General features: G+C 69.6%; 19 protein-coding genes and 3 pseudogenes. 10 read left to right on the top strand and 12 right to left on the bottom strand.

Annotated elements, in window-relative coordinates; translation table 11 throughout:
* Together ABZX75_RS28975 and ABZX75_RS28970 are read right to left on the bottom strand one after the other, a co-directional pair.
* A pseudogene (locus ABZX75_RS28975) lies at window positions 1-262 on the bottom strand (ATP-dependent helicase); the annotation flags it as partial.
* 368 nt (window positions 263-630) lie between these two features.
* Window positions 631-834 carry a cold-shock protein gene (locus ABZX75_RS28970; protein ID WP_355415624.1) on the bottom strand — a complete coding sequence of 68 codons (204 nt, stop codon included), beginning with the start codon at window positions 832-834 and terminating at the stop codon, window positions 631-633.
* Between the two features lie 543 nt (window positions 835-1,377).
* Here ABZX75_RS28970 and ABZX75_RS28965 point away from each other — a divergent pair.
* Together ABZX75_RS28965 and ABZX75_RS28960 are read left to right on the top strand one after the other, a co-directional pair.
* Entirely contained in the window at window positions 1,378-1,536 is a 159-nt protein-coding gene (locus tag ABZX75_RS28965) for a hypothetical protein (protein WP_355415622.1), read from the top strand.
* Window positions 1,537-1,916: 380 nt separating this feature from the next.
* Window positions 1,917-2,390, top strand: a complete 474-nt coding sequence (locus tag ABZX75_RS28960) for a CBS domain-containing protein (protein ID WP_355415620.1) — start codon at window positions 1,917-1,919, stop codon at window positions 2,388-2,390.
* 20 nt (window positions 2,391-2,410) lie between these two features.
* On the opposite strand, the gene ABZX75_RS28955 is transcribed toward ABZX75_RS28960, so the two are convergent.
* A complete protein-coding gene (locus ABZX75_RS28955) occupies window positions 2,411-2,863 on the bottom strand; it encodes a MerR family transcriptional regulator (RefSeq protein ID WP_355415618.1) in 453 nt (150 codons plus the stop codon).
* Between the two features lie 429 nt (window positions 2,864-3,292).
* Here ABZX75_RS28955 and ABZX75_RS28950 point away from each other — a divergent pair, with 429 nt between their 5' ends.
* The 3 genes from ABZX75_RS28950 (at window position 3,293) to ABZX75_RS28940 (ending at window position 6,469) form a co-directional block, all read left to right on the top strand.
* On the top strand, window positions 3,293-4,780 hold the full coding sequence (locus ABZX75_RS28950) for a SulP family inorganic anion transporter (protein ID WP_355415616.1): 1,488 nt from the start codon (window positions 3,293-3,295) through the stop codon (window positions 4,778-4,780).
* A 207-nt stretch (window positions 4,781-4,987) separates the two neighbouring features.
* Complete coding sequence (locus ABZX75_RS28945; protein ID WP_355415614.1) at window positions 4,988-5,419, top strand: NfeD family protein; 432 nt, start codon at window positions 4,988-4,990, stop codon at window positions 5,417-5,419.
* Between the two features lie 3 nt (window positions 5,420-5,422).
* A complete protein-coding gene (locus ABZX75_RS28940; protein WP_355415612.1) occupies window positions 5,423-6,469 on the top strand; it encodes an SPFH domain-containing protein in 1,047 nt (348 codons plus the stop codon).
* Between the two features lie 98 nt (window positions 6,470-6,567).
* Here ABZX75_RS28940 and ABZX75_RS28935 read toward each other — a convergent pair whose 3' ends face one another.
* Both ABZX75_RS28935 and ABZX75_RS28930 read right to left on the bottom strand, forming a co-directional pair.
* Window positions 6,568-7,287 (bottom strand): cation transporter, encoded by a 720-nt coding sequence (locus tag ABZX75_RS28935; RefSeq protein WP_355415610.1) that lies wholly within the window; start codon window positions 7,285-7,287, stop codon window positions 6,568-6,570.
* 1 nt (window position 7,288) lies between these two features.
* Complete coding sequence (locus tag ABZX75_RS28930; protein WP_355415608.1) at window positions 7,289-7,597, bottom strand: metalloregulator ArsR/SmtB family transcription factor; 309 nt, start codon at window positions 7,595-7,597, stop codon at window positions 7,289-7,291.
* A 47-nt stretch (window positions 7,598-7,644) separates the two neighbouring features.
* Here ABZX75_RS28930 and ABZX75_RS28925 point away from each other — a divergent pair, with 47 nt between their 5' ends.
* Window positions 7,645-8,124: a cation:proton antiporter regulatory subunit gene (locus ABZX75_RS28925; RefSeq protein ID WP_355415606.1), complete on the top strand. Its 480-nt coding sequence runs from the start codon at window positions 7,645-7,647 to the stop codon at window positions 8,122-8,124.
* Window positions 8,125-8,129: 5 nt separating this feature from the next.
* Entirely contained in the window at window positions 8,130-9,305 is a 1,176-nt protein-coding gene (locus tag ABZX75_RS28920) for a cation:proton antiporter (protein WP_355415604.1), read from the top strand.
* Window positions 9,306-9,361: 56 nt separating this feature from the next.
* On the opposite strand, the gene ABZX75_RS28915 is transcribed toward ABZX75_RS28920, so the two are convergent.
* The 7 genes and pseudogenes from ABZX75_RS28915 to ABZX75_RS28885 form a co-directional block, all read right to left on the bottom strand.
* Entirely contained in the window at window positions 9,362-10,621 is a 1,260-nt protein-coding gene (locus ABZX75_RS28915; protein ID WP_355415602.1) for a cation:proton antiporter, read from the bottom strand.
* A gap of 5 nt (window positions 10,622-10,626) precedes the next feature.
* Complete coding sequence (locus ABZX75_RS28910) at window positions 10,627-11,112, bottom strand: TrkA C-terminal domain-containing protein (protein WP_355415600.1); 486 nt, start codon at window positions 11,110-11,112, stop codon at window positions 10,627-10,629.
* A 285-nt stretch (window positions 11,113-11,397) separates the two neighbouring features.
* Window positions 11,398-11,814, bottom strand: coding sequence for a CBS domain-containing protein (locus ABZX75_RS28905; RefSeq protein WP_355415598.1), 417 nt, complete (start codon window positions 11,812-11,814; stop codon window positions 11,398-11,400).
* A gap of 107 nt (window positions 11,815-11,921) precedes the next feature.
* Window positions 11,922-12,197 carry an isoamylase early set domain-containing protein gene (locus ABZX75_RS28900; RefSeq protein ID WP_355415596.1) on the bottom strand — a complete coding sequence of 92 codons (276 nt, stop codon included), beginning with the start codon at window positions 12,195-12,197 and terminating at the stop codon, window positions 11,922-11,924.
* Window positions 12,198-12,432: 235 nt separating this feature from the next.
* Entirely contained in the window at window positions 12,433-12,702 is a 270-nt protein-coding gene (locus tag ABZX75_RS28895) for a hypothetical protein (protein WP_355415594.1), read from the bottom strand.
* Between the two features lie 153 nt (window positions 12,703-12,855).
* Window positions 12,856-13,485, bottom strand: a complete 630-nt coding sequence (locus ABZX75_RS28890; protein ID WP_355415592.1) for a hypothetical protein — start codon at window positions 13,483-13,485, stop codon at window positions 12,856-12,858.
* A 601-nt stretch (window positions 13,486-14,086) separates the two neighbouring features.
* A pseudogene (locus ABZX75_RS28885) lies at window positions 14,087-14,388 on the bottom strand (transposase); the annotation flags it as partial.
* 1,296 nt (window positions 14,389-15,684) lie between these two features.
* Here ABZX75_RS28885 and ABZX75_RS28880 point away from each other — a divergent pair.
* The 3 genes and pseudogenes from ABZX75_RS28880 (at window position 15,685) to ABZX75_RS28870 (ending at window position 17,329) form a co-directional block, all read left to right on the top strand.
* Window positions 15,685-16,053, top strand: coding sequence for a M60 family metallopeptidase (locus ABZX75_RS28880; RefSeq protein ID WP_355415634.1), 369 nt, complete (start codon window positions 15,685-15,687; stop codon window positions 16,051-16,053).
* Window positions 15,948-16,549 (top strand): annotated as a pseudogene (locus tag ABZX75_RS28875) (M60 family metallopeptidase). The gene ABZX75_RS28880 and the pseudogene ABZX75_RS28875 overlap by 106 nt, the downstream one beginning before the upstream one ends.
* Before the next feature lie 579 nt (window positions 16,550-17,128).
* Complete coding sequence (locus tag ABZX75_RS28870) at window positions 17,129-17,329, top strand: hypothetical protein (protein WP_355415590.1); 201 nt, start codon at window positions 17,129-17,131, stop codon at window positions 17,327-17,329.
* Window positions 17,330-17,337 lie beyond the last annotated feature (8 nt).

The following is a 17,337-nucleotide window of genomic DNA, read 5'->3' as shown; positions in this document are numbered from 1 at the left end:
TGCCCAGCGTGGCCAGCAGCGGCGCGGGCATGTCCAGATCGGCGAACGCCTCGACCGCGGGAAGCGCGGGAGTGATCGTCTCGGGCAGGGCGAACTCCCCCTGCAACGCGGCCGGCCGGCGGCCGTAGCCACCGGAGCGGCTCGGCGCACCAGAGCGGCCGGGGGCAGACCCACCGAAGCGGCCACCGCCCCTTGCGGAGCCGGAACCGGAGCTGTTGCCACGGGTGCGGGAGAAGCGGTCGTTCGTCTGTGCGCGGTTCATACGGAACCTTCCTCGACACGGCACGTATCAAGGAATTCCCGCAGCAAAACGCGTGGCGCGGAGAATCGCAAGAACGGGCCAAAGTGAAAGCGAAAGCGGAGTCGACCGCGAATAAATCGCGAGTCAGTCGCTGAAATGCGTGGAGCGACCCGGACGATGGGTCCGGGTGTCCAGCGTGCAAGCTCGTACGGAAATGCGATATCCGGAGCCGGGTCGAACGTACGCCGTGCGATGAGACGGCGATTCCACCAGGTGCATACCGTGGGCGGAATCACCATGGGGCACGGAGGGACTGCGGCGTGAATGCGTGTAGCTGGGGCCCGCACCCCGAAGGATGCGGGCCCCAGCTACGAAGTACGCGTCAGCGATTAGGCGGGAACGATGTTCTCGGCCGTCGGGCCCTTCTGGCCCTGCGCGATGTCGAAGGTGACCTTCTGGCCTTCCTGAAGCTCGCGGAAGCCCTGGGCGGCGATGTTCGAGTAGTGGGCGAACACGTCAGCGCCGCCACCCTCCTGCTCGATGAAGCCAAAACCCTTTTCCGCGTTGAACCACTTCACGGTACCAGCAGCCATGTCATATCTCCTTTGGGGCAGTACATCGGGATCCGCACTGTGCGGATGCCGTGTCGCCGCGATGATTACCCCGCCCGGAAATGACCGGAAATACAAAAGCACTCCCAGTCGACACGAAGCCGACCGAGGGCACTTGAAGTTTTGGGAACCACAACTGCAACTGAGAACAACAGTAGCACGCCCATCCGTCTTGGGGCGTTAGGCAATTCCACTCCGCCCGTCGGGGTAAAAACTCTCCCGGCCGGGCTCGTTAAACCCTCACTTGGCGACTACAGATATCCGCCTTCAGGCCGCCGCGAGCCGCCCAGCTGCCCAGTTGCCCCGCAGCAGCACGGCCGCCTCACGGGCCGAGGCGGAACCGGCACGGCCCTGAACCAGTGGACGGTGGGGGGCCGAGGAGAAGCCATCCGAAGGGAGAGCGTGCGCCGTTTCTGTCCGCAAGACAGGGTCGGTCCGTACTCGTCGCGCTCCGAAGGGGTTTCCCCGCAGCCTAGACTCGGGCAGCCCAACTGAGGGCGCCGGCCCGAGAAGGAGAGCCAGAACGTGACCATCGCCAGTGAAGCGCCGATCTACGCCCAACTCATACGGGAACGCGGGGATGTTCCCGGCCAGGTACGCCGCGAGGCGGAGCAGATCCAGCAGCAACTGGCACGGGTCATGGCACCTGCTCCCTGGGCCGCGACGGCCGGCGGCCGGCGTTAGAGCTTCGACCGCCCACCCCGCCGACCGCTCGGACGGCTATCGCCGGGCTCGCCGAGCCCGGCCCCTGGCCGGGGCCCCAATCCCGGCCAGGGCGCTCGCACACGCCCGTGCCGCCCCACCGGCCTCCGCGTCGGCCGGCGCCTCGCATGTACGAGCCGGCCACTGACTCCGGAGCGGGTGCGAGACGTTCTGGGTCGGGTCACGCAGCGGGGACCGCACCACGTCATGCGCCGCGAGCGCGGGTCGGTATCCATCCGTCCGGGAGGGTGGGCGGTAGGGTCCGAGGTGATATGTCCAGAAATCTGGTCGGTCACGGTCAGCTGGCCGCCGCACGGTGAGCCAGTCGGCGTACTCGTGGCCGTAGTACCAAGGGGAGACGTATGCGTGCGGGTGATCTGCGTGCGGGTGATCTGGCGGAGCCGTATCCGACGGTGTGTACGGACAACGACGCCATCGATGCGGCTCGGCTCTTCGTGGAGCGCCGGTTGCCGGCGCTGCTGGTGGTCGACCGCGATGGGCGCCCGTACGCCATCGTGCCCGGTTCGCAGCTCCTGAAGATCATGGTGCCCGAGTTCGTGCTGCGAGATCCGTCCTTGGCCCAAGCACTCGCCGAAAGCGACACCGAGAGCCTGCCGGAGGTGCTGGCCGGACTGTCGGTGGCTCAGTGGCTGCCGGAGCAGCGGATCCTGCCCACCGTGGTCGGCCCCAGTGCCGGTGTCCTGGAAGTGGCCGCGCTCATGGTGACCACGCACACCCCGTTGGTGGCAGTCGTCGAATCGGACGGGGATCGGACCCGGACCACGGGAGCGATCAGCGCCGCCCGGCTGATGGAGCACTTCCTGAACCAGCCGTGAGTGCGCTGCGGCGGACGGCCTCAGGAGCGGCCGGCAGCCGGAACCTTCTGCTCCAGGCGGGCGCGCAGGGTGGCGGCGAAGTCCTCGGCACGGGCCAGCTGGACGCGGAGCTTGTCGACCTGCTCGGTGGCGGCCCGCTCGTACTGGCGCACGCGGTCCAGCAGCGCCTCGCGCTCATCGCCTTCGAGCGCGCCACCGCCGTCGAGCGCGCCACCGCCGTCGAGCGCGCCGCCGCCGTCGAGGCGGTCGGTCGCGTCCAGCAGGTCGCGCATCTGGTCGAGGGTGAAGCCGAGGGGCTTCATACGGCGGATGACCATGAGGCGGGCGATGTCCGTCTCGGTGTAGAGGCGGAACCCTCCCTGTGAGCGGGCCGACGGAGTGACCAGGCCGGTGTCCTCGTAGTGACGGATGGTGCGCAGGGACAGTTCGGTCCGCGCGGCGACTTCGCCGATCTGCATGTGCTTGCCGTCCACGCCCGTGATCCTCTGGTCCTTCGCCTCGTGACCGGGCCGCGTTCTGTGCGGCCCCACCGATCTCTACTCTAACGTTAGGGTAGAGTTGCTGATGCGAGGGCGGCCTTTGCCGCGCTGCCCAGTTGCCGTGTCGGGGCCGATGGTGCCCCCGGCGAAGATCCGATTGTTGCAGGAGAGAGCGTGCGCGAGCCCATGACGCCCGGCGCCGTCGCCTGCCCACCGTGACGCTTCGCCCCTGGACGTGAGCCCGGGCCGCGCCTTCGCGCGGGTCCCCGCTCCGTACTCCTTTGGCTTCCGGCCCGCCCTGGGCGGACCGTCCGCGGGGTGCCGGCCCGGCCCTTCCGCGTTCTCCCGCACGCCCCTGGCCCGCCAGAGGGGGGCGTGCCCGAGCACGACAGGTTCCAGATCCCTTTGTCTTCCGCTTCCCTGATGTCTCCCGTCGCGCGGCTGCGCGGCCTGCGCCCGGACTGGCTGAACAACCCGAAGGTCTGGCGTACCGAGGTCCTCGCGGGCCTGGTCGTCGCCCTCGCGCTGATCCCCGAGGCGATCTCGTTCTCGATCATCGCCGGGGTCGACCCCGCGATCGGCTTGTTCGCCTCGTTCACCATGGCCGTGGTCATCTCCATCGTTGGCGGACGCCGCGCGATGATCTCCGCTGCCACCGGCGCCATCGCCCTTGTGATCGCACCGCTGAACCGTGAGCACGGCTTGGGCTACCTGATCGCCGCCGTCATCCTGGCCGGCGTCATGCAGGTCGCCCTCGGCGCGCTGGGGGTCGCGAAGCTGATGCGGTTCGTGCCGCGCTCGGTGATGGTCGGCTTCGTCAACGCCCTCGCGATCCTGATCTTCATGGCCCAGGTCCCCGAGATGCACGACGTGCCGTGGCCGGTCTACCCGCTGATCGCGGCCGGTCTGGCGCTGATGGTGTTCTTCCCGAAGGTCACCACGGTGATCCCGGCGCCGCTGGTGTCCATCGTCATCCTGACCGTGATCACGATCGCAGCCGGGATCGCGGTGCCGACGGTCGGCGACAAGGGCGCCCTGCCGTCTTCGCTGCCGGTGCCCGGTCTGCCGGACGTGCCGTTCACCATGGACACCCTGACGACCATCGCGCCGTACGCCTTCGCGATGGCGCTGGTCGGTCTGATGGAGTCCCTGATGACCGCGAAGCTGGTCGACGACATCACCGACACCCACTCCTCCAAGACCCGCGAGTCCATCGGACAGGGCATCGCCAACATCGTCACCGGCTTCTTCGGTGGCATGGGCGGCTGCGCGATGATCGGCCAGACGATGATCAACGTGAAGGTGTCCGGTGCCCGCACCCGCCTCTCCACGTTCCTCGCGGGCGTGTTCCTGATGGTGCTGTGCATCGCCTTCGGGCCGGTCGTCTCCGACATCCCGATGGCCGCCCTGGTCGCCGTGATGGTGATGGTGTCGTTCGCGACCTTCGACTGGCACTCCATCGCCCCGCAGACCCTCAGGCGGATGCCCGTCGGGGAGATCGCCGTCATGGTCATCACCGTGATCTGCGTGGTCGCGACCGACAACCTGGCCATCGGCGTCATCGTCGGCTCCGTCACCGCCATGGTCATCTTCGCCAAGCGCGTCGCCCACCTCGCCAACGTCAGCGCCGTCACCGGCCCCGACGCGGGCACGGTGGTCTACTCGGTCACCGGCGAGCTGTTCTTCGCCTCCTCCAACGACCTCGTCGGCCAGTTCGACTACACGGGCGACCCCGACAAGGTCGTGATCGACCTTTCCTCCGCGCACATCTGGGATGCCTCCTCGGTGGCCGCGCTGGACGCCATCGAGACCAAATACGCCCAGCGCGGCAAGACGGTGGAGATCATCGGCCTGAACGACCCAAGCGCCGACCTCCACGGCAAGCTCACCGGTGAACTCGCCAGCCACTGACCCCGCCCCGCGATGAACACGAGAGGACCCCGGCCCGTCGGCCGGGGTCCTCCGTCGTTCTCGGGTTCAGAGCTGAGCGGCTGTGCGGGTGGAAGAAGCGGAATCGGTAAAATATTCTAAAAAGTGACATAACCACCTGAGGCGGGCGCGGTCGACTGGGCGTCGTCCAGCCATTCCCGCACCCGTTCGGGTCAGGAGGGGCACGCAATGGATCCCTGGCTGCTCTGGTTGATCGCCGCAGCGCTGTTGGCTGTGGCGGAGATCTTCACCCTCACCGCCGCGCTCGGACTCCTCGGTGGAGCCGCGTTGGTCACGGCGGGATTCGCGGCGGTCGGACTCCCGCTGCCCCTGCAATTCGTGGTCTTCACCGTCGTCGCGACGGTCAGCGTGCTGTTCGTGCGCCCTGTCGCGTTGCGCCACCTCATCCAGCCCCAGGGAGAGCGATTCGGCGTTGACGCACTGGTCGGCAAGGCCGCCTACGTCGTCTCCGAGGTGACGGGCCGGGGCGGCAGGGTCCGCATCGGCGGCGAGGAATGGACGGCCCGCGCCTATGACGAGACGCTGGTGATTCCTCCCGGAACGACCGTCGATGTCATAGAGATCAGCGGCACCACCGCCCTCGTCTACCCCCGGGAGTGAACCATGGAAGCTTCGGCGTTCCTCGTCGCCGCACTGATCGTGGCGCTCTTCGCAGTCTTCACCGTGCTGCGGGCGGTACGCATCGTGCCCCAGGCACGTGCTCGCAATGTCGAACGGCTCGGCCGCTACCACCGCACGCTGAAACCCGGCCTCAATGTCGTCATCCCTTACATCGACCGCGTCCATCCCGAAATCGACCTGCGGGAACAAGTCGTCTCCTTCAAACCGCAACCGGTCATCACCGAGGACAATCTGGTCGTCGAGATCGACACCGTCCTGTACTTCCAGGTCACCGACCCACGAGCGGCCGCCTATGAGATCGCGAACTTCCTTCAGGCGGTCGAGCAGCTCACCGTCACCACCTTGCGCAACGTGGTGGGGTCCATGGACCTGGAGAAAACCCTCACGTCACGCGACACGATCAACAACCAGCTCCGTGGCGTGCTCGACGAGGCCACCGGCAAGTGGGGGTTGAGGGTCAACCGGGTGGAGATCAAGGCCATCGACCCCCCGCAGTCCATCAAAGACGCGATGGAGAAGCAGATGCGGGCCGAGCGCGACAAGCGGGCCGCGATTCTCGGGGCCGAAGGGCAACGCCAGTCCCAGATACTCACCGCCGAAGGCGACAAGCAGTCCGCCGTCCTTCGCGCGGAGGGCAACCGGACCGCGGAGATCCTCAAGGCCGAGGGCCAGTCCCGCGCCATCGACGAGGTGTTCCAGGCGGTGCACCGCAACGACCCCGACCCCAAGCTGCTCGCCTACCAGTACCTGCAGATGCTGCCCCACCTCGCGCAAGGCCCGGGCAGCACGTTCTGGGTGATCCCCAGCGAGGTCACCTCCGCCCTCCAGGGAGTCTCCCGCGCCTTCAGCGAGGTGCTGCCCCAGTCGCCGGCCACCCGCGAGAGGCCCACCGACGCCACGGCTGCCCAGGCTGCCGACGACGCGGCACGGGCCGCGCAAGCCGCTGCCGAGGCCCTCGCCGACGCGGCCAAGGCCGATGGCACCACCTCCGGAGCCTTCCCGGCCCGCCCCCTCACCGACGGTGGATGAGAGCAGGGAGACACCAGGACGAACGGTTCGCACTCCGCGCTGACCGGCGAACGGGTGGGCGGAGTCAGCCGTGTCCGCCGGATCCGCAGGCCCGCCGGTCATGTTTGGCAGTCGCAACCGGGACGGCAGCCGCACGGATCGGCCTCACCGCCTGACGCCGTCGCAGCGGCCGCTGGTGTAGCGCAGCAGCCCTTGCCCTGCCAGGCGTCGCGGCCTTCCTTGACCGCGATGGCGGCGATGAGGAGGCCGGCGAGGGGGTCGGCCCAGGACCAGCCGAGGGTGGCGTTGAGAAGCAGGCCCACCAGGAGGACGGCCGACAGGTAGGTGCACAGCAGGGTCTGCTTGGAGTCGGCGACCGCCGAGGCGGAACCGAGTTCGCGGCCGGCTTTGCGCTGGGCGGCGGACAGGAACGGCATCACGGCCAGGGACAGCGCGGCGATGACGATGCCGGGGACGGAGCGTTCGGCCTCGCCCGTGCCGGCCAGAGCCCGGGCGGCGTCGACGCTGACGTACGCGGCGAGCGCGAAGAACGAGAGGCCGATGATCCGCAGGGTGGTCTTCTCCCTCGCCTCGCGCAGGGCGTGCTCCCGGGCGGAGAACTGCCAGGCGACCGCGGCGGCGGAGGAGACCTCGATGACCGAGTCCAGGCCGAAACCGATCAGCGCGGTGGAGGAGGCGAGCGTCCCGGCGGTGATCGCGACGATCGCCTCGATGGCGTTGTAGGTGATGGTCACCGCGACCAACAGACGGATCCGGCGGGCCAGTACATCCCGGCGGAGCGCCGCCGGAGCCGTGCCGATACATATCTCGGCGGTCATCTCAGCAGCAGCCCTTCTCTATCGCGTCCGGGCAGGCCTTGTCCGCCTCGACCGCCACGACGGCGGCGCGCAGGTCGTCCAACGCGTGTCCGAGGCGTCCGTCGGCCAGCTCGTAGCGAGTGCGGCGGCCGACCGGCACCGCGACGACCAGGCCGCAGTCGCGCAGGCACGCCAGGTGGTTCGACAGCCGGGTCCGGGAGATCTCCAGGGCGTCAGCCAGATCGGCAGGGTGAGCCGGGGCCTGGCGCAGCGCGAGGAGGATCCGGCAACGGATGGGGTCCGCGAGGGCGCGCCCGAACCGCGCCCGCACGGCCTCCCGCACATGCCAGCCGCCCGGTTCCCGCCGATGATGGGTAAATGGACGTCACCGAGGTACTTCTGCCCGGTGTGGGCCTGCGCTACGAGTTCACCAACCACCGCGGTGACCGGCTCGGTGTGGTGGCCAGGCGAACGGGCGACTTCGAGCTGGTCGTCTACGGCGCAGAGGACCCGGACGAAGGGAAGCCGGTCCTCCAGCTCAACGGCGAGGAGGCTGAGACGGTCGCGGAGATCCTGGGAGCACACCGGATCGCCGAGCGGTTCGCCGACCTGGCCAAGGAGGTGCCGCGGCTGCTGTCCGTGCAGGTCAAGGTGGCCTCGGGCAGCACGTACGCGGGCCGGCCGCTCGGAGACACGCGGGCACGGACGCGGACCGGTGCGTCGGTCGTCGCGATCGTCCGGGGAGAAGACATCGTCGCTTCGCCCACACCCCAGGAGATCCTCCAGGGCGGGGATGTGCTGGTGGTGATCGGAACAAACGAGGGCATCACGGGCGTGGAACAGATCATCCGGGGCTGAGGCCCGTGCGTACACCAGTCGCGTTGTTCCTGGAGCTCGGCATCATCCTGGGCGCTCTGAGCGTGCTGGGGACGCTGGCGCGGCACTTCACGCTCTCGCCCATCCCGCTCTACCTGCTCGCCGGGCTCGCCGTCGGCGAGGGCGGGATCGCACCCGTGCCCGCCGCCGGTGAGTTCGTCGAGACCGGCGCCGCCATCGGGGTGGTCCTCCTCCTGCTCACCCTGGGCCTGGAGTTCTCGCTGCCCGAGTTCGCGGTCGGCATGCGGCGCCATGTGCCGTCAGCCGTGGTGGACCTGGGACTGAACGCCGTCCCGGGAGCTGTGGCGGGCTGGCTGCTGGGACTGAACGGAGTCGGGATTCTCGCGCTGGCCGGCGCCACCTACATCTCCTCCTCCGGCATCGTCGCCCGCCTGCTGGAAGACCTGCGGCGGCTCGGCAACCGGGAGACACCGGCGGTCCTGTCGGTGCTGGTCATGGAGGACTTCGCCATGGCTCTGTACCTGCCCGTCCTCGCCGTCCTCGCGTCGGGCGGCCAGTGGTGGCAGGCGGTCCTCGGCGTGCTCGCGGCGGTGGGCGCCGTCACCGTGGCTTTCACCGTCTCCTACCGCTGGGGCCACCACGTCGGCCGCCTCGTCTCCCACCCGGACGCCGAGCAGCTCCTGTTGCGGGTGCTGGGCCTGACCCTGATCGTCGCGGCCCTGGCCGAGGCCGTTCACGCCTCGGCCGCTGTGGGAGCCTTCCTCGTCGGCCTCGCCCTCACCGGCGAGACGGCCGCCCGTACCCGCGCCGTGCTCAGCCCCCTGCGGGATCTGTTCGCCGCCGTGTTCTTCCTGGCCATCGGCCTGTCCGTCGACCCCGGCGAACTCCTGCCCGTCCTGCCCGCGGCGCTCGCGCTCGCCGCCGTCACCACCGCCACGAAGGTGATGACCGGCAGGTTCGCCGCGGCACGTGATCACGTCGGGCGACGCGGCCGGCTACGTGCCGGCACGGTGCTGATCGCCCGAGGCGAGTTCTCCCTGGTGATCGTCGGGCTCCTCGGCACCATGCACGACCCCCTCGGTCCGCTGGTGACCGCCTACGTCTTCATCCTCGCCCTCGCCGGCCCGCTCCTGACCCGGCTCGCCGGCACCGTCCCGCTCGGGAAGAGCCGGCCTCCCGATGCGAAAGACGGCGCGGCGTAGCGGCGGGTGAACCCCGCCGGCATGCCGGTCCGTGCCCGCCGCCCGGGCCGCGTGCCTCACGGGCGGCCGACGGTCCCGGAGTCGTCCATCGCTTCCCGCGGCTCCGGCCGGGCCGGAACCAGGCCCGGCTCCAGCGGCATCTCAGGCGTCTGCCGGCGACGGCGCCCGGTGAGGTAGCCGGCGATCGGTTCGGTGTAGCGGGCGGTGAGCGGGCCGACGATGACCAGGACCAGGACGTAGGCGGTGGCCAGCGGGCCGAGGGACGGCTCGATGCCCGCGGTGACGGCGAGGCCCGCGATGACGATGGAGAACTCGCCGCGCGCCACGAGCGTTCCGCCGGCGCGCCACCGTCCCTTGACCGAGATCCCGGCGCGCCGGGCGGCCCAGTAGCCGGTGGCGATCTTCGTGCCGGCCGTGACCACGGCCAGGGCCAGGGCGGGGAGGATCACCGGGGGGATGCTGGCCGGGTCGGTGTGCAGGCCGAAGAAGACGAAGAACACCGCGGCGAACAGGTCCCGCAGGGGGCTCAGGAGGGTGTGGGCGCCCTCCGCGACCTCCCCGGAGAGGGCGATGCCCACGAGGAAGGCACCGACGGCGGCGGAGACCTGGAGCTGCTGGGCGAGGCCCGCGACCAGCAGGGTCAGGCCCAGCACCACGAGGAGGAGCTTCTCGGGATCATCGCTGGAGACGAAGCGGGAGATGACCCGGCCGTAGCGGACGGCGAGGAAGAGGACGAGCCCGGCCACGCCGAGGGCGATGGCGAGGGTGAGGCTTCCGGCGGCCAGGCTCACGCCGGCCAGGAGGGCGGTGATGATCGGCAGGTAGACGGCCATCGCGAGGTCTTCGAGGACCAGGATGCTCAGGATCACCGGGGTTTCGCGGTTGCCGAGTCGTCCGAGGTCGCCCATCACCTTGGCGATGACGCCGGATGAGGAGATCCAGGTGACGCCTGCCAGGACGACGGCCGCGACGGGCCCCCACCCGAGGAGCAGGGCCATGGCCGCACCGGGAAGCGCGTTGAGCGCCGCGTCGACCAGGCCCGCCGGGTACTGGGTCTTGAGGTTGGAGACCAGGTCGCTTGCGGTGTACTCCAGGCCGAGCATGAGCAGGAGCAGGATGACGCCGATCTCGGCGCCGATCGCGACGAACTCCTCGCTCGTGCCCAGCGGCAGGAGTCCGCCCTCCCCGAAGGCGAGGCCGGCCAGGAGGTACAGGGGTATCGGCGAGAACTGGAAGCGTCCGGCGAAACGGCCCAGCAGTCCCAGGGCGAGGATGATCGCGCCGAACTCGATCAGGAAGACAGCGGAAGAGTGCATCGCGCTCACTCCCGGCCGAGAATCGCGGCAGCGGCCTCGAGACCCTCACGGGTGCCGATCACGATCAGCGTGTCGCCGCCCGCCAGCCGGAAGTCCGGAGCAGGTGACGGTATGGCGCCCGCACGGCGCAGGATGGCGACGATCGAGGCGCCGGTCTCGGTACGGATCCGCGTCTCCCCCAGCACCCGCCCGTTCCAGTGCGAGAGGGAGGACAGCTCGATCCGCTCCGCCACCAGACCGAGGTCGGTCGTGGACAGCAGGTTCGGGCTGTGGTGCGAAGGCATCAACGCGTCGATCAGCGCCTCCGTCTCACCGGCCGTCAGCTTCACCGACAACGCGCACTCGTCCGGGTCGTCCCTGCGGTAGGCGTTCAGCGTCCGGGCGCCGTCACGGTGGGCGATCACCGACAGACGGCGATGCTCGCGCGTGGTGAGGTCGTAACGGACCCCTATGCCCGGTAGCGGAGTACTGCTCAGACGTGGAACAGGCACGGCGAACCCCCAGGCTTATGGCGTTGTCGGCGGCAGACGGGACGGTAACGGAAGGCACGCCCCACCCCCGTGATCCTACCGATCAGCTGATCACTCGAATCAGTTGCCCGCCGATCAGCGGCTGCGTCCCTCCGCGCGCGAGCGGGCCCGGCCTCCGCTGGAGGAGACGCCGGGCCCGCTCGCTGAAGCTCGGGCGTGGTCGCTCACGCCGCGCCGGATGACTACGCCAGGGCGTCGTCGCACGCGTCGCCCCGGCGGGCCGGGAGACGCGAAGCGTGCGCCGGATCAGTCGGTGGACAGCGCCTGAAGGAGGTCGGCGACCTGCGGGTCGGGAAGGGCGCGGGCGACATCCGCCTGGGCGACGATCCCGACCAGGCGGTGGCCGTCGATGACGGGCAGGCGCCGTACCTTGTGTTCGCTCATGGTCCGCAGGATCTCCTGCGCGTCGTCATCCGCCCCGATGGTGACCGCCTCGCCCTGGGCCAGCTCACCGGCCTTGACCTGTGCCGGGTCCTTGCCTGCTCCCAGGACCTTCACCACGATGTCGCGGTCGGTGAGCATGCCCTTGAGCTTGTCGTCCGTACCGCAGATCGGCAGTGCTCCCACGCCGAGCTCGGTCATCTTCTTGGCGGCGGCAAGGACCGTCTCCTCAGCGCCGATGCACTCGGCGCCCTCCGTCATGATTTCGCGTGCTGTAGTCATCAGGCGGTGTTCCTCTCTGCGGATGAACGAGGCGGCCCCGACGGGGGACGGGGCCTGCCCCGGCGGGGAAGGGGACTCGGGTGAGGCCCCGACCCCGCGGTGTCGGATCAGGTGTGGAGGCGGCTGTTGGTTCCGTCGTGCTCGTCGGCGTGGTCCTCGTTGAACCAGTAGTCCCCCGCCGCCAGGTACCGGAAGGAATGAACGCGCTCGCGGGGCAGGGCGACGGTGACCGCGCGGGTGCCGTCACTGCGGGGCTCAAGGGTGTGGGTGCCGGGCTGCCAGTCGTTGAAGTCGCCGACGACGCTGACCGGGCCGGGTGGGGTGTCGGCGGGCAGGACGAAGGTGACCTGGGCGCGGTCCTTGAGCTGCTGGCGTTCGAGCATGGCAGAGGCTCCTGAGGTCGGGGTGGCTGTTTCAGCTCATCCTCCGGCCCGCGCCCAGGGTCGGCACCCGCATGCGTCCGGGTGGGTTCCGTCTTCACCCGCCCGGCACTGCGCGTACGTGCCCGCCTTCGATCCCCGGCGACGCGGAGCCGGCCGGGGCCGCGTCGCGGGACGTGCCCGACGGCGGCTCGGCCCCGATGGGCAGCGTCGGGCGGCGTCGGGCGGCGTCGCTCGGTCAGCTGCCGACGGCGGTGACACCGAACATCAGGGTGCGGCGGCCGATGTCGTAGTGGACGCTCGGCGTGCTGCTGAGGAGGTCCTGAAGGACGTCGGCGTCATCGGCGTCGACGGTCAGTACCTCTTCCCAGGCGCCCTCGTCGAGGACGAGTTGCAACGTGAGGGTGCCTCGGGCGCCGGGTTCACCGGCGACCCAGGTGAACTGATAGTGGTTGAGCTGACGCACCTTGATGCTGTCGTCGGTGACGGGTTGTGTGACCTTGGGCATGACGATTCTCCTTGGGTGCCGTACGGCGGGCTCGTGCCGACAGGTTGGTGCCGGCGGGCTGGGTGGCGGAGAGCACCGGGCAGCGCACCGCAAGCGGCCGTGTGAGGGGGGCCGGGAGCTCCAGACGGCGCTGCCGGTACTGCCGGCTGCGGGTTAGCAGTGCCGCATCTCGCCGTGCCGGCCGGCTCGCGCGACGGCGGCGGCCAGAGCGCTGCCTCCGGCCGCGGGCAGGGTCGAGGCCGTCCTGCGAAGGATCCCCAGCTTCTGCTGCAGGGGGCGCTGCTGCTCACCGTGGAGGGCGTTGAGTACCAGCACACCGGCCGTCAGCGCCGGTACGGCCCACTGCAGCACCGTGAGCTGTTGCTGTGCCTGCTGCAATTCCATCGGGTGATCGGCGGCCGCCTCGGCGTCCTGGGGATCCGGGGACGTAGCGAGCTCGACCCTCTTGCCCAGCACACGGCTGTAGGCCGTGGCGGCCAGCGCCGCTCCTGTGAGGACCGTCTTGGCCATGGTGGAAGCCCCGACTCCGCTCTGGTAGGCCAGCCGGGCTCTGTTCGCGCCGAGGAGGCCCGCTCCGCCCACCAGGTGGGCGGCGATCGCGGCCGCGTTCACCGGTGTCCAGGCGGCCCAGCCCGCGCTGGCGAACCGCGAGGCGGGCATCGGCTCGCCGCCGATCTTCCTCGCCGCCCCGTTCAGCCCGACGGCTCCCATCAAAGAGCCCCCGAACCAGGCCGCCAGGCCGATGTCGTGCATGCTCCGCAGAACCGTGTTGCGCTCCGTCATGTGAATCCTTCCAGGCTCAGGTCCCTGCGGTCGCAGGGCACCGCACCAGCCTCAAGGTGATCGACGGCGTCGGCCAGATGAGGCACGCACATGGGCGAACCCGTTCCCCGGACAGCGGACGAAAGGGAAGTGACGACGGGCAAGTACGTCCAGCTCGGCCCGTGAAGACCCGGTACGGCTAGGAAGGCGCGGGCGAACCGCTCGAGCTGATGCACGGGGGTCTGGACACCGACGGACAGCATCTTGGTCGCCAGGAGTAGATCGTAGCTCCGGTTGACGTACTGAGGATCTCCGTGCGGAGACCAACGTCCTCCGGACCACCGTGCGGCGGCCCCGGCGGGGCAGCGACGTCGGCCCTGCCGAGCGAGCCTCGCGGGCCGCGAGCGGACCGGGCTGGTGGAGGGTACGTGTGCGCAGGGCGTGCGCCGGCAAGGGCCCGGTACGTCCGCGCGCCGCCCGTATGGGCGATCCCCGGTGGCCGCGGCGCTGGTACTTCTCTTCATGATCAAGGCCGGGCCTGTGAGTGCGGGCAGCCCGGGAGCAGGTGGGCCACACAACGCCCCCTTCACACGATGACAACCCAGGAGTCTCAATGACGAAGTCAAGCCGCTTGCGTGACCGGCGGGGCGGAGGTGAAGACTCGCCCGTCACGCAGCAGGGCCCACCACACGCTGGCCCGTCGGCGGGCCAGAGCGATGACGGCCTGGATGTGTTTGCAGCCCTCGCCGCGCTTCTTGAGGTAGAAGTCCCGGTGAGGGCCTCGCGGATGATGCTGGTCTGCGCGGACATGTAGAACACCCGGCGCAGACGGCGGCTGTAACGCTTGGGCCGGTGCAGGTTGCCGGTCCGCCGCCCGGAATCACGCGGGACGGGCAACAGCACGGCCGCCGATGCCAGGTGACCGGCGTCCCCATCGGGTCCGCCGTATCGACGGCTCCGGCGTCCTGACGAGGGTCGCCGGGGGCGGCCTGCGTAGCTTCGCCGGGTAAGGCGCGGCCGCGGTGCGGGCCCGCCTCGCTTTCCCGGCCGCCCTTTCGGTCGAAGCGGGCGGGGGTGTGCTCGTCGCCGACGGGATGAATCACCGGGTCCGCCGGATGAGCCCCTCGGGCATCATCGACGCCGCTGTGGGAGACGGCTCCCGCGGTGGAGGCCCACGACCACGTCCCCGCCAGCCGATCCCCCGCATCCTCGGCCAGGTCAACAGCTGTTTGCGCCAGTGTCTGTGCACCCTGGCCCGGTATGGGGTGGCCCTGCGCCGGCGCGAGTCCGCGCACGCCCGCGTACTGCTCGACACGGTCCGCCGCGCGGTTCACCCACACCCCGTACCTGCACCGACCACGAGTGCATCGGCTACACGGCCCAGGTAGCCGCCATCGACGGTGCCACCGGGCCGTTACACCGACGGCGAACTGAAGGTGGGCGCCGCCAACCCCGTCAAGCTCAAGGGCCGCGTCCTCCACCCCGAGGAGGACCAGGCCGCCCAACGAAGTCCGCGGGCCTGGGCGGCATCACCCGGGAACCCCCGCAAACATCTCGCCTCGCAGTATGAAGGGAGCATCATGACGACAGCCGACCGGGCTCAGATGCGGATCATCCCCAGCAGTAACGGGGTGATCCATCCGGGAGGGCAAATCCACTTCATCCCCTACTTCAGCAACGACGGTCCGGGCACCGCCGACCGGATCACCATGGAGAGCACCGTCTCGCCTGGCCTGAAGGTCACCGGGCTCTACGGGGGACCGTGTCAGCGGACCGGCGAGAAAACGGTGGCCTGTGCATGGCCGAGCACCCCGCAAAAGGACCGGTTCGGCTGGACGAAGATCTCCGTCACCCTCGATGCCGACCACCCGGCCGGCACCACGGTCTCCGCCACGCTGGCACTGACGGCGTATCGCGATGGCGCCATCAGCGACCGGGCCGAGCACACCATCACCTGGCAGGTGAAACCCGCTCCCACTTACCCTCGTCCCGAGAGCACCGCTTTCCCCCATCCGCGCACCCTCTCCGTGCGGGCCCTGCCGTCGGCCGAGTCCGAGCGCCGCCGCCTTGCGCAGCAGTTCGCGTGGGCCGACTTCCAGCCCACCGGCTACTACCTCAACCCTCACACCGACCTGACCGTCACCGTCGCCGGTCTGGCGCCACACCACCGAGCCCGGCCACACCGCGCCGGAGGTCACGGTGGCACTCGGCGAGCAGGCCATGCCCGTCCCTCTGTACCGGCAGGGAATGACGACCCAGGCGCAGTGGGCGGCCATGCTGGATGCCTCCACCGTGCCACTGGTCGAGCACGCCGGGCGCCGCGTCATCCTCACCGGCCTCCTGCCCTACGTCAGGCGCCACCAAGACGAGGATCAGGAAGCGCTTCTCGCCCTGTACGAAGAGATCATCGGTGCGCAGGACGGCATCAGTGGCTTGGACGCGCAGTCAAAAGCGGGCGCGACACCCCCAGTTTCCTCCGGCCAATGGTCGTCACCACCCGGCGCGCGACCAATCCGAACTCCACGAACATCCGCGCCGCCATGCCTCTGGAAGGCGATGGCAGCGGCACCTACCGCGTGGACCGGCTGAAGACCAACTGGGGGCTGTGGCACGAACTCGGCCATCACCGCCAGCACACCAGCCACTGGAGCTGGCCCGCCCAGGGCGAAGACACCGTCAACATCTACAGCCTCGCCGTCCGACGCCTCTTCCCCGACCGCACTGCCGAACACGGCACACCAGCGGAGTGGCGCAAGGCCCAGCAGCACCTGGCCGCTGGCGGCACCTTCGACGCCGCCGACACTTCGTCCGCCTGGCCATGTTCGAACAGCTCCGTGTCCCATTCGGCGACACCTTCTACCACCACCTTCACCAACACGCCCGCAACTCCCCCACCGTGGTCGAGTCCAACCGCAAGCGATGGTTTGCCGTCACGGCATGCAGCATCACCGGACAAGACCTGACCGGCTACTTCACCGACTGGGGACTCCAACTCGATCGGCGCGCCCGCGACGAAATCGCTACCCTGAACCTCCCCGCATCCACCACAGACCTGACCACCACGCCGGTCTACCAGAGCCCTTGACCCAACCTCGTCGGTGGCGGTGGCGGTGGCGGTGTCGGCGATGCCGTATGGCTGGAGCTGGCCCGACCAACCTCCTTTGCGAGCGCGCCGCCGGTCACCCGGACAGCCCCATGCTCTACTCCTGACCGCGCAGTTCGTCGCCCGCTCCGTTGCTCTTCGCGGCCCGGCTCGACCGCCCTTATGCGCCGGACCCGGCGCACGCAGGCGCATAAGGGCGTGAATTCTCACTTGCGACTTACTCGACTCGACGTTCCGCGCTTCCGAATCACCCCATGAACGGTTACGGGTTGTGATCTCAAGATTGCTGTGCGTTACATTAGGGGAGGTTGGCGTGCTGCTCTCCAGCCCCATGGTCGGGGACTGCCAGCCCCTTTCCCCTGTGCGCCCCTGCGACGCGGGCCTAGTACTCCACCGACCCCTACGAGGACGTCATCCTCGGCGCCCTCGTCGTCCTCGGGCCGCTCCTGGCCGACCACGCATCCGGCGAACCCCCGTCCGAGACGAGCGGCGCCTGACTCAGGCGCTGCCTCACCCCCCCATGGGTCGATGTACCAGAACGGCCCACGGTAAGGAGTCCGCATGGTCACCCAGACCAAACCGCAGCCGCGCACCGGCGCATCCGTCTTCCCCATCACCGAAGCGTTCACCAACAGCCGCCCGGGCAATCCGAACTGGCGCCTTCTCGGCAGCGCTGAACTCAACGGCAGCCCGCAGCTCACCCCGGACGACTACAGCAAAGCCGGTGCCGCGCTCCTGGACGAGGCATTCCCCTCTTCCTGAGGGGTGGC

The sequence above is a fragment of the Streptomyces sp. NPDC003038 genome (assembly GCF_040611115.1).
Lineage (GTDB): Bacteria > Actinomycetota > Actinomycetes > Streptomycetales > Streptomycetaceae > Streptomyces.
Note: the sequence above shows the minus strand (reverse complement) of the source record. Positions and strands in the feature narration are given on the sequence as shown.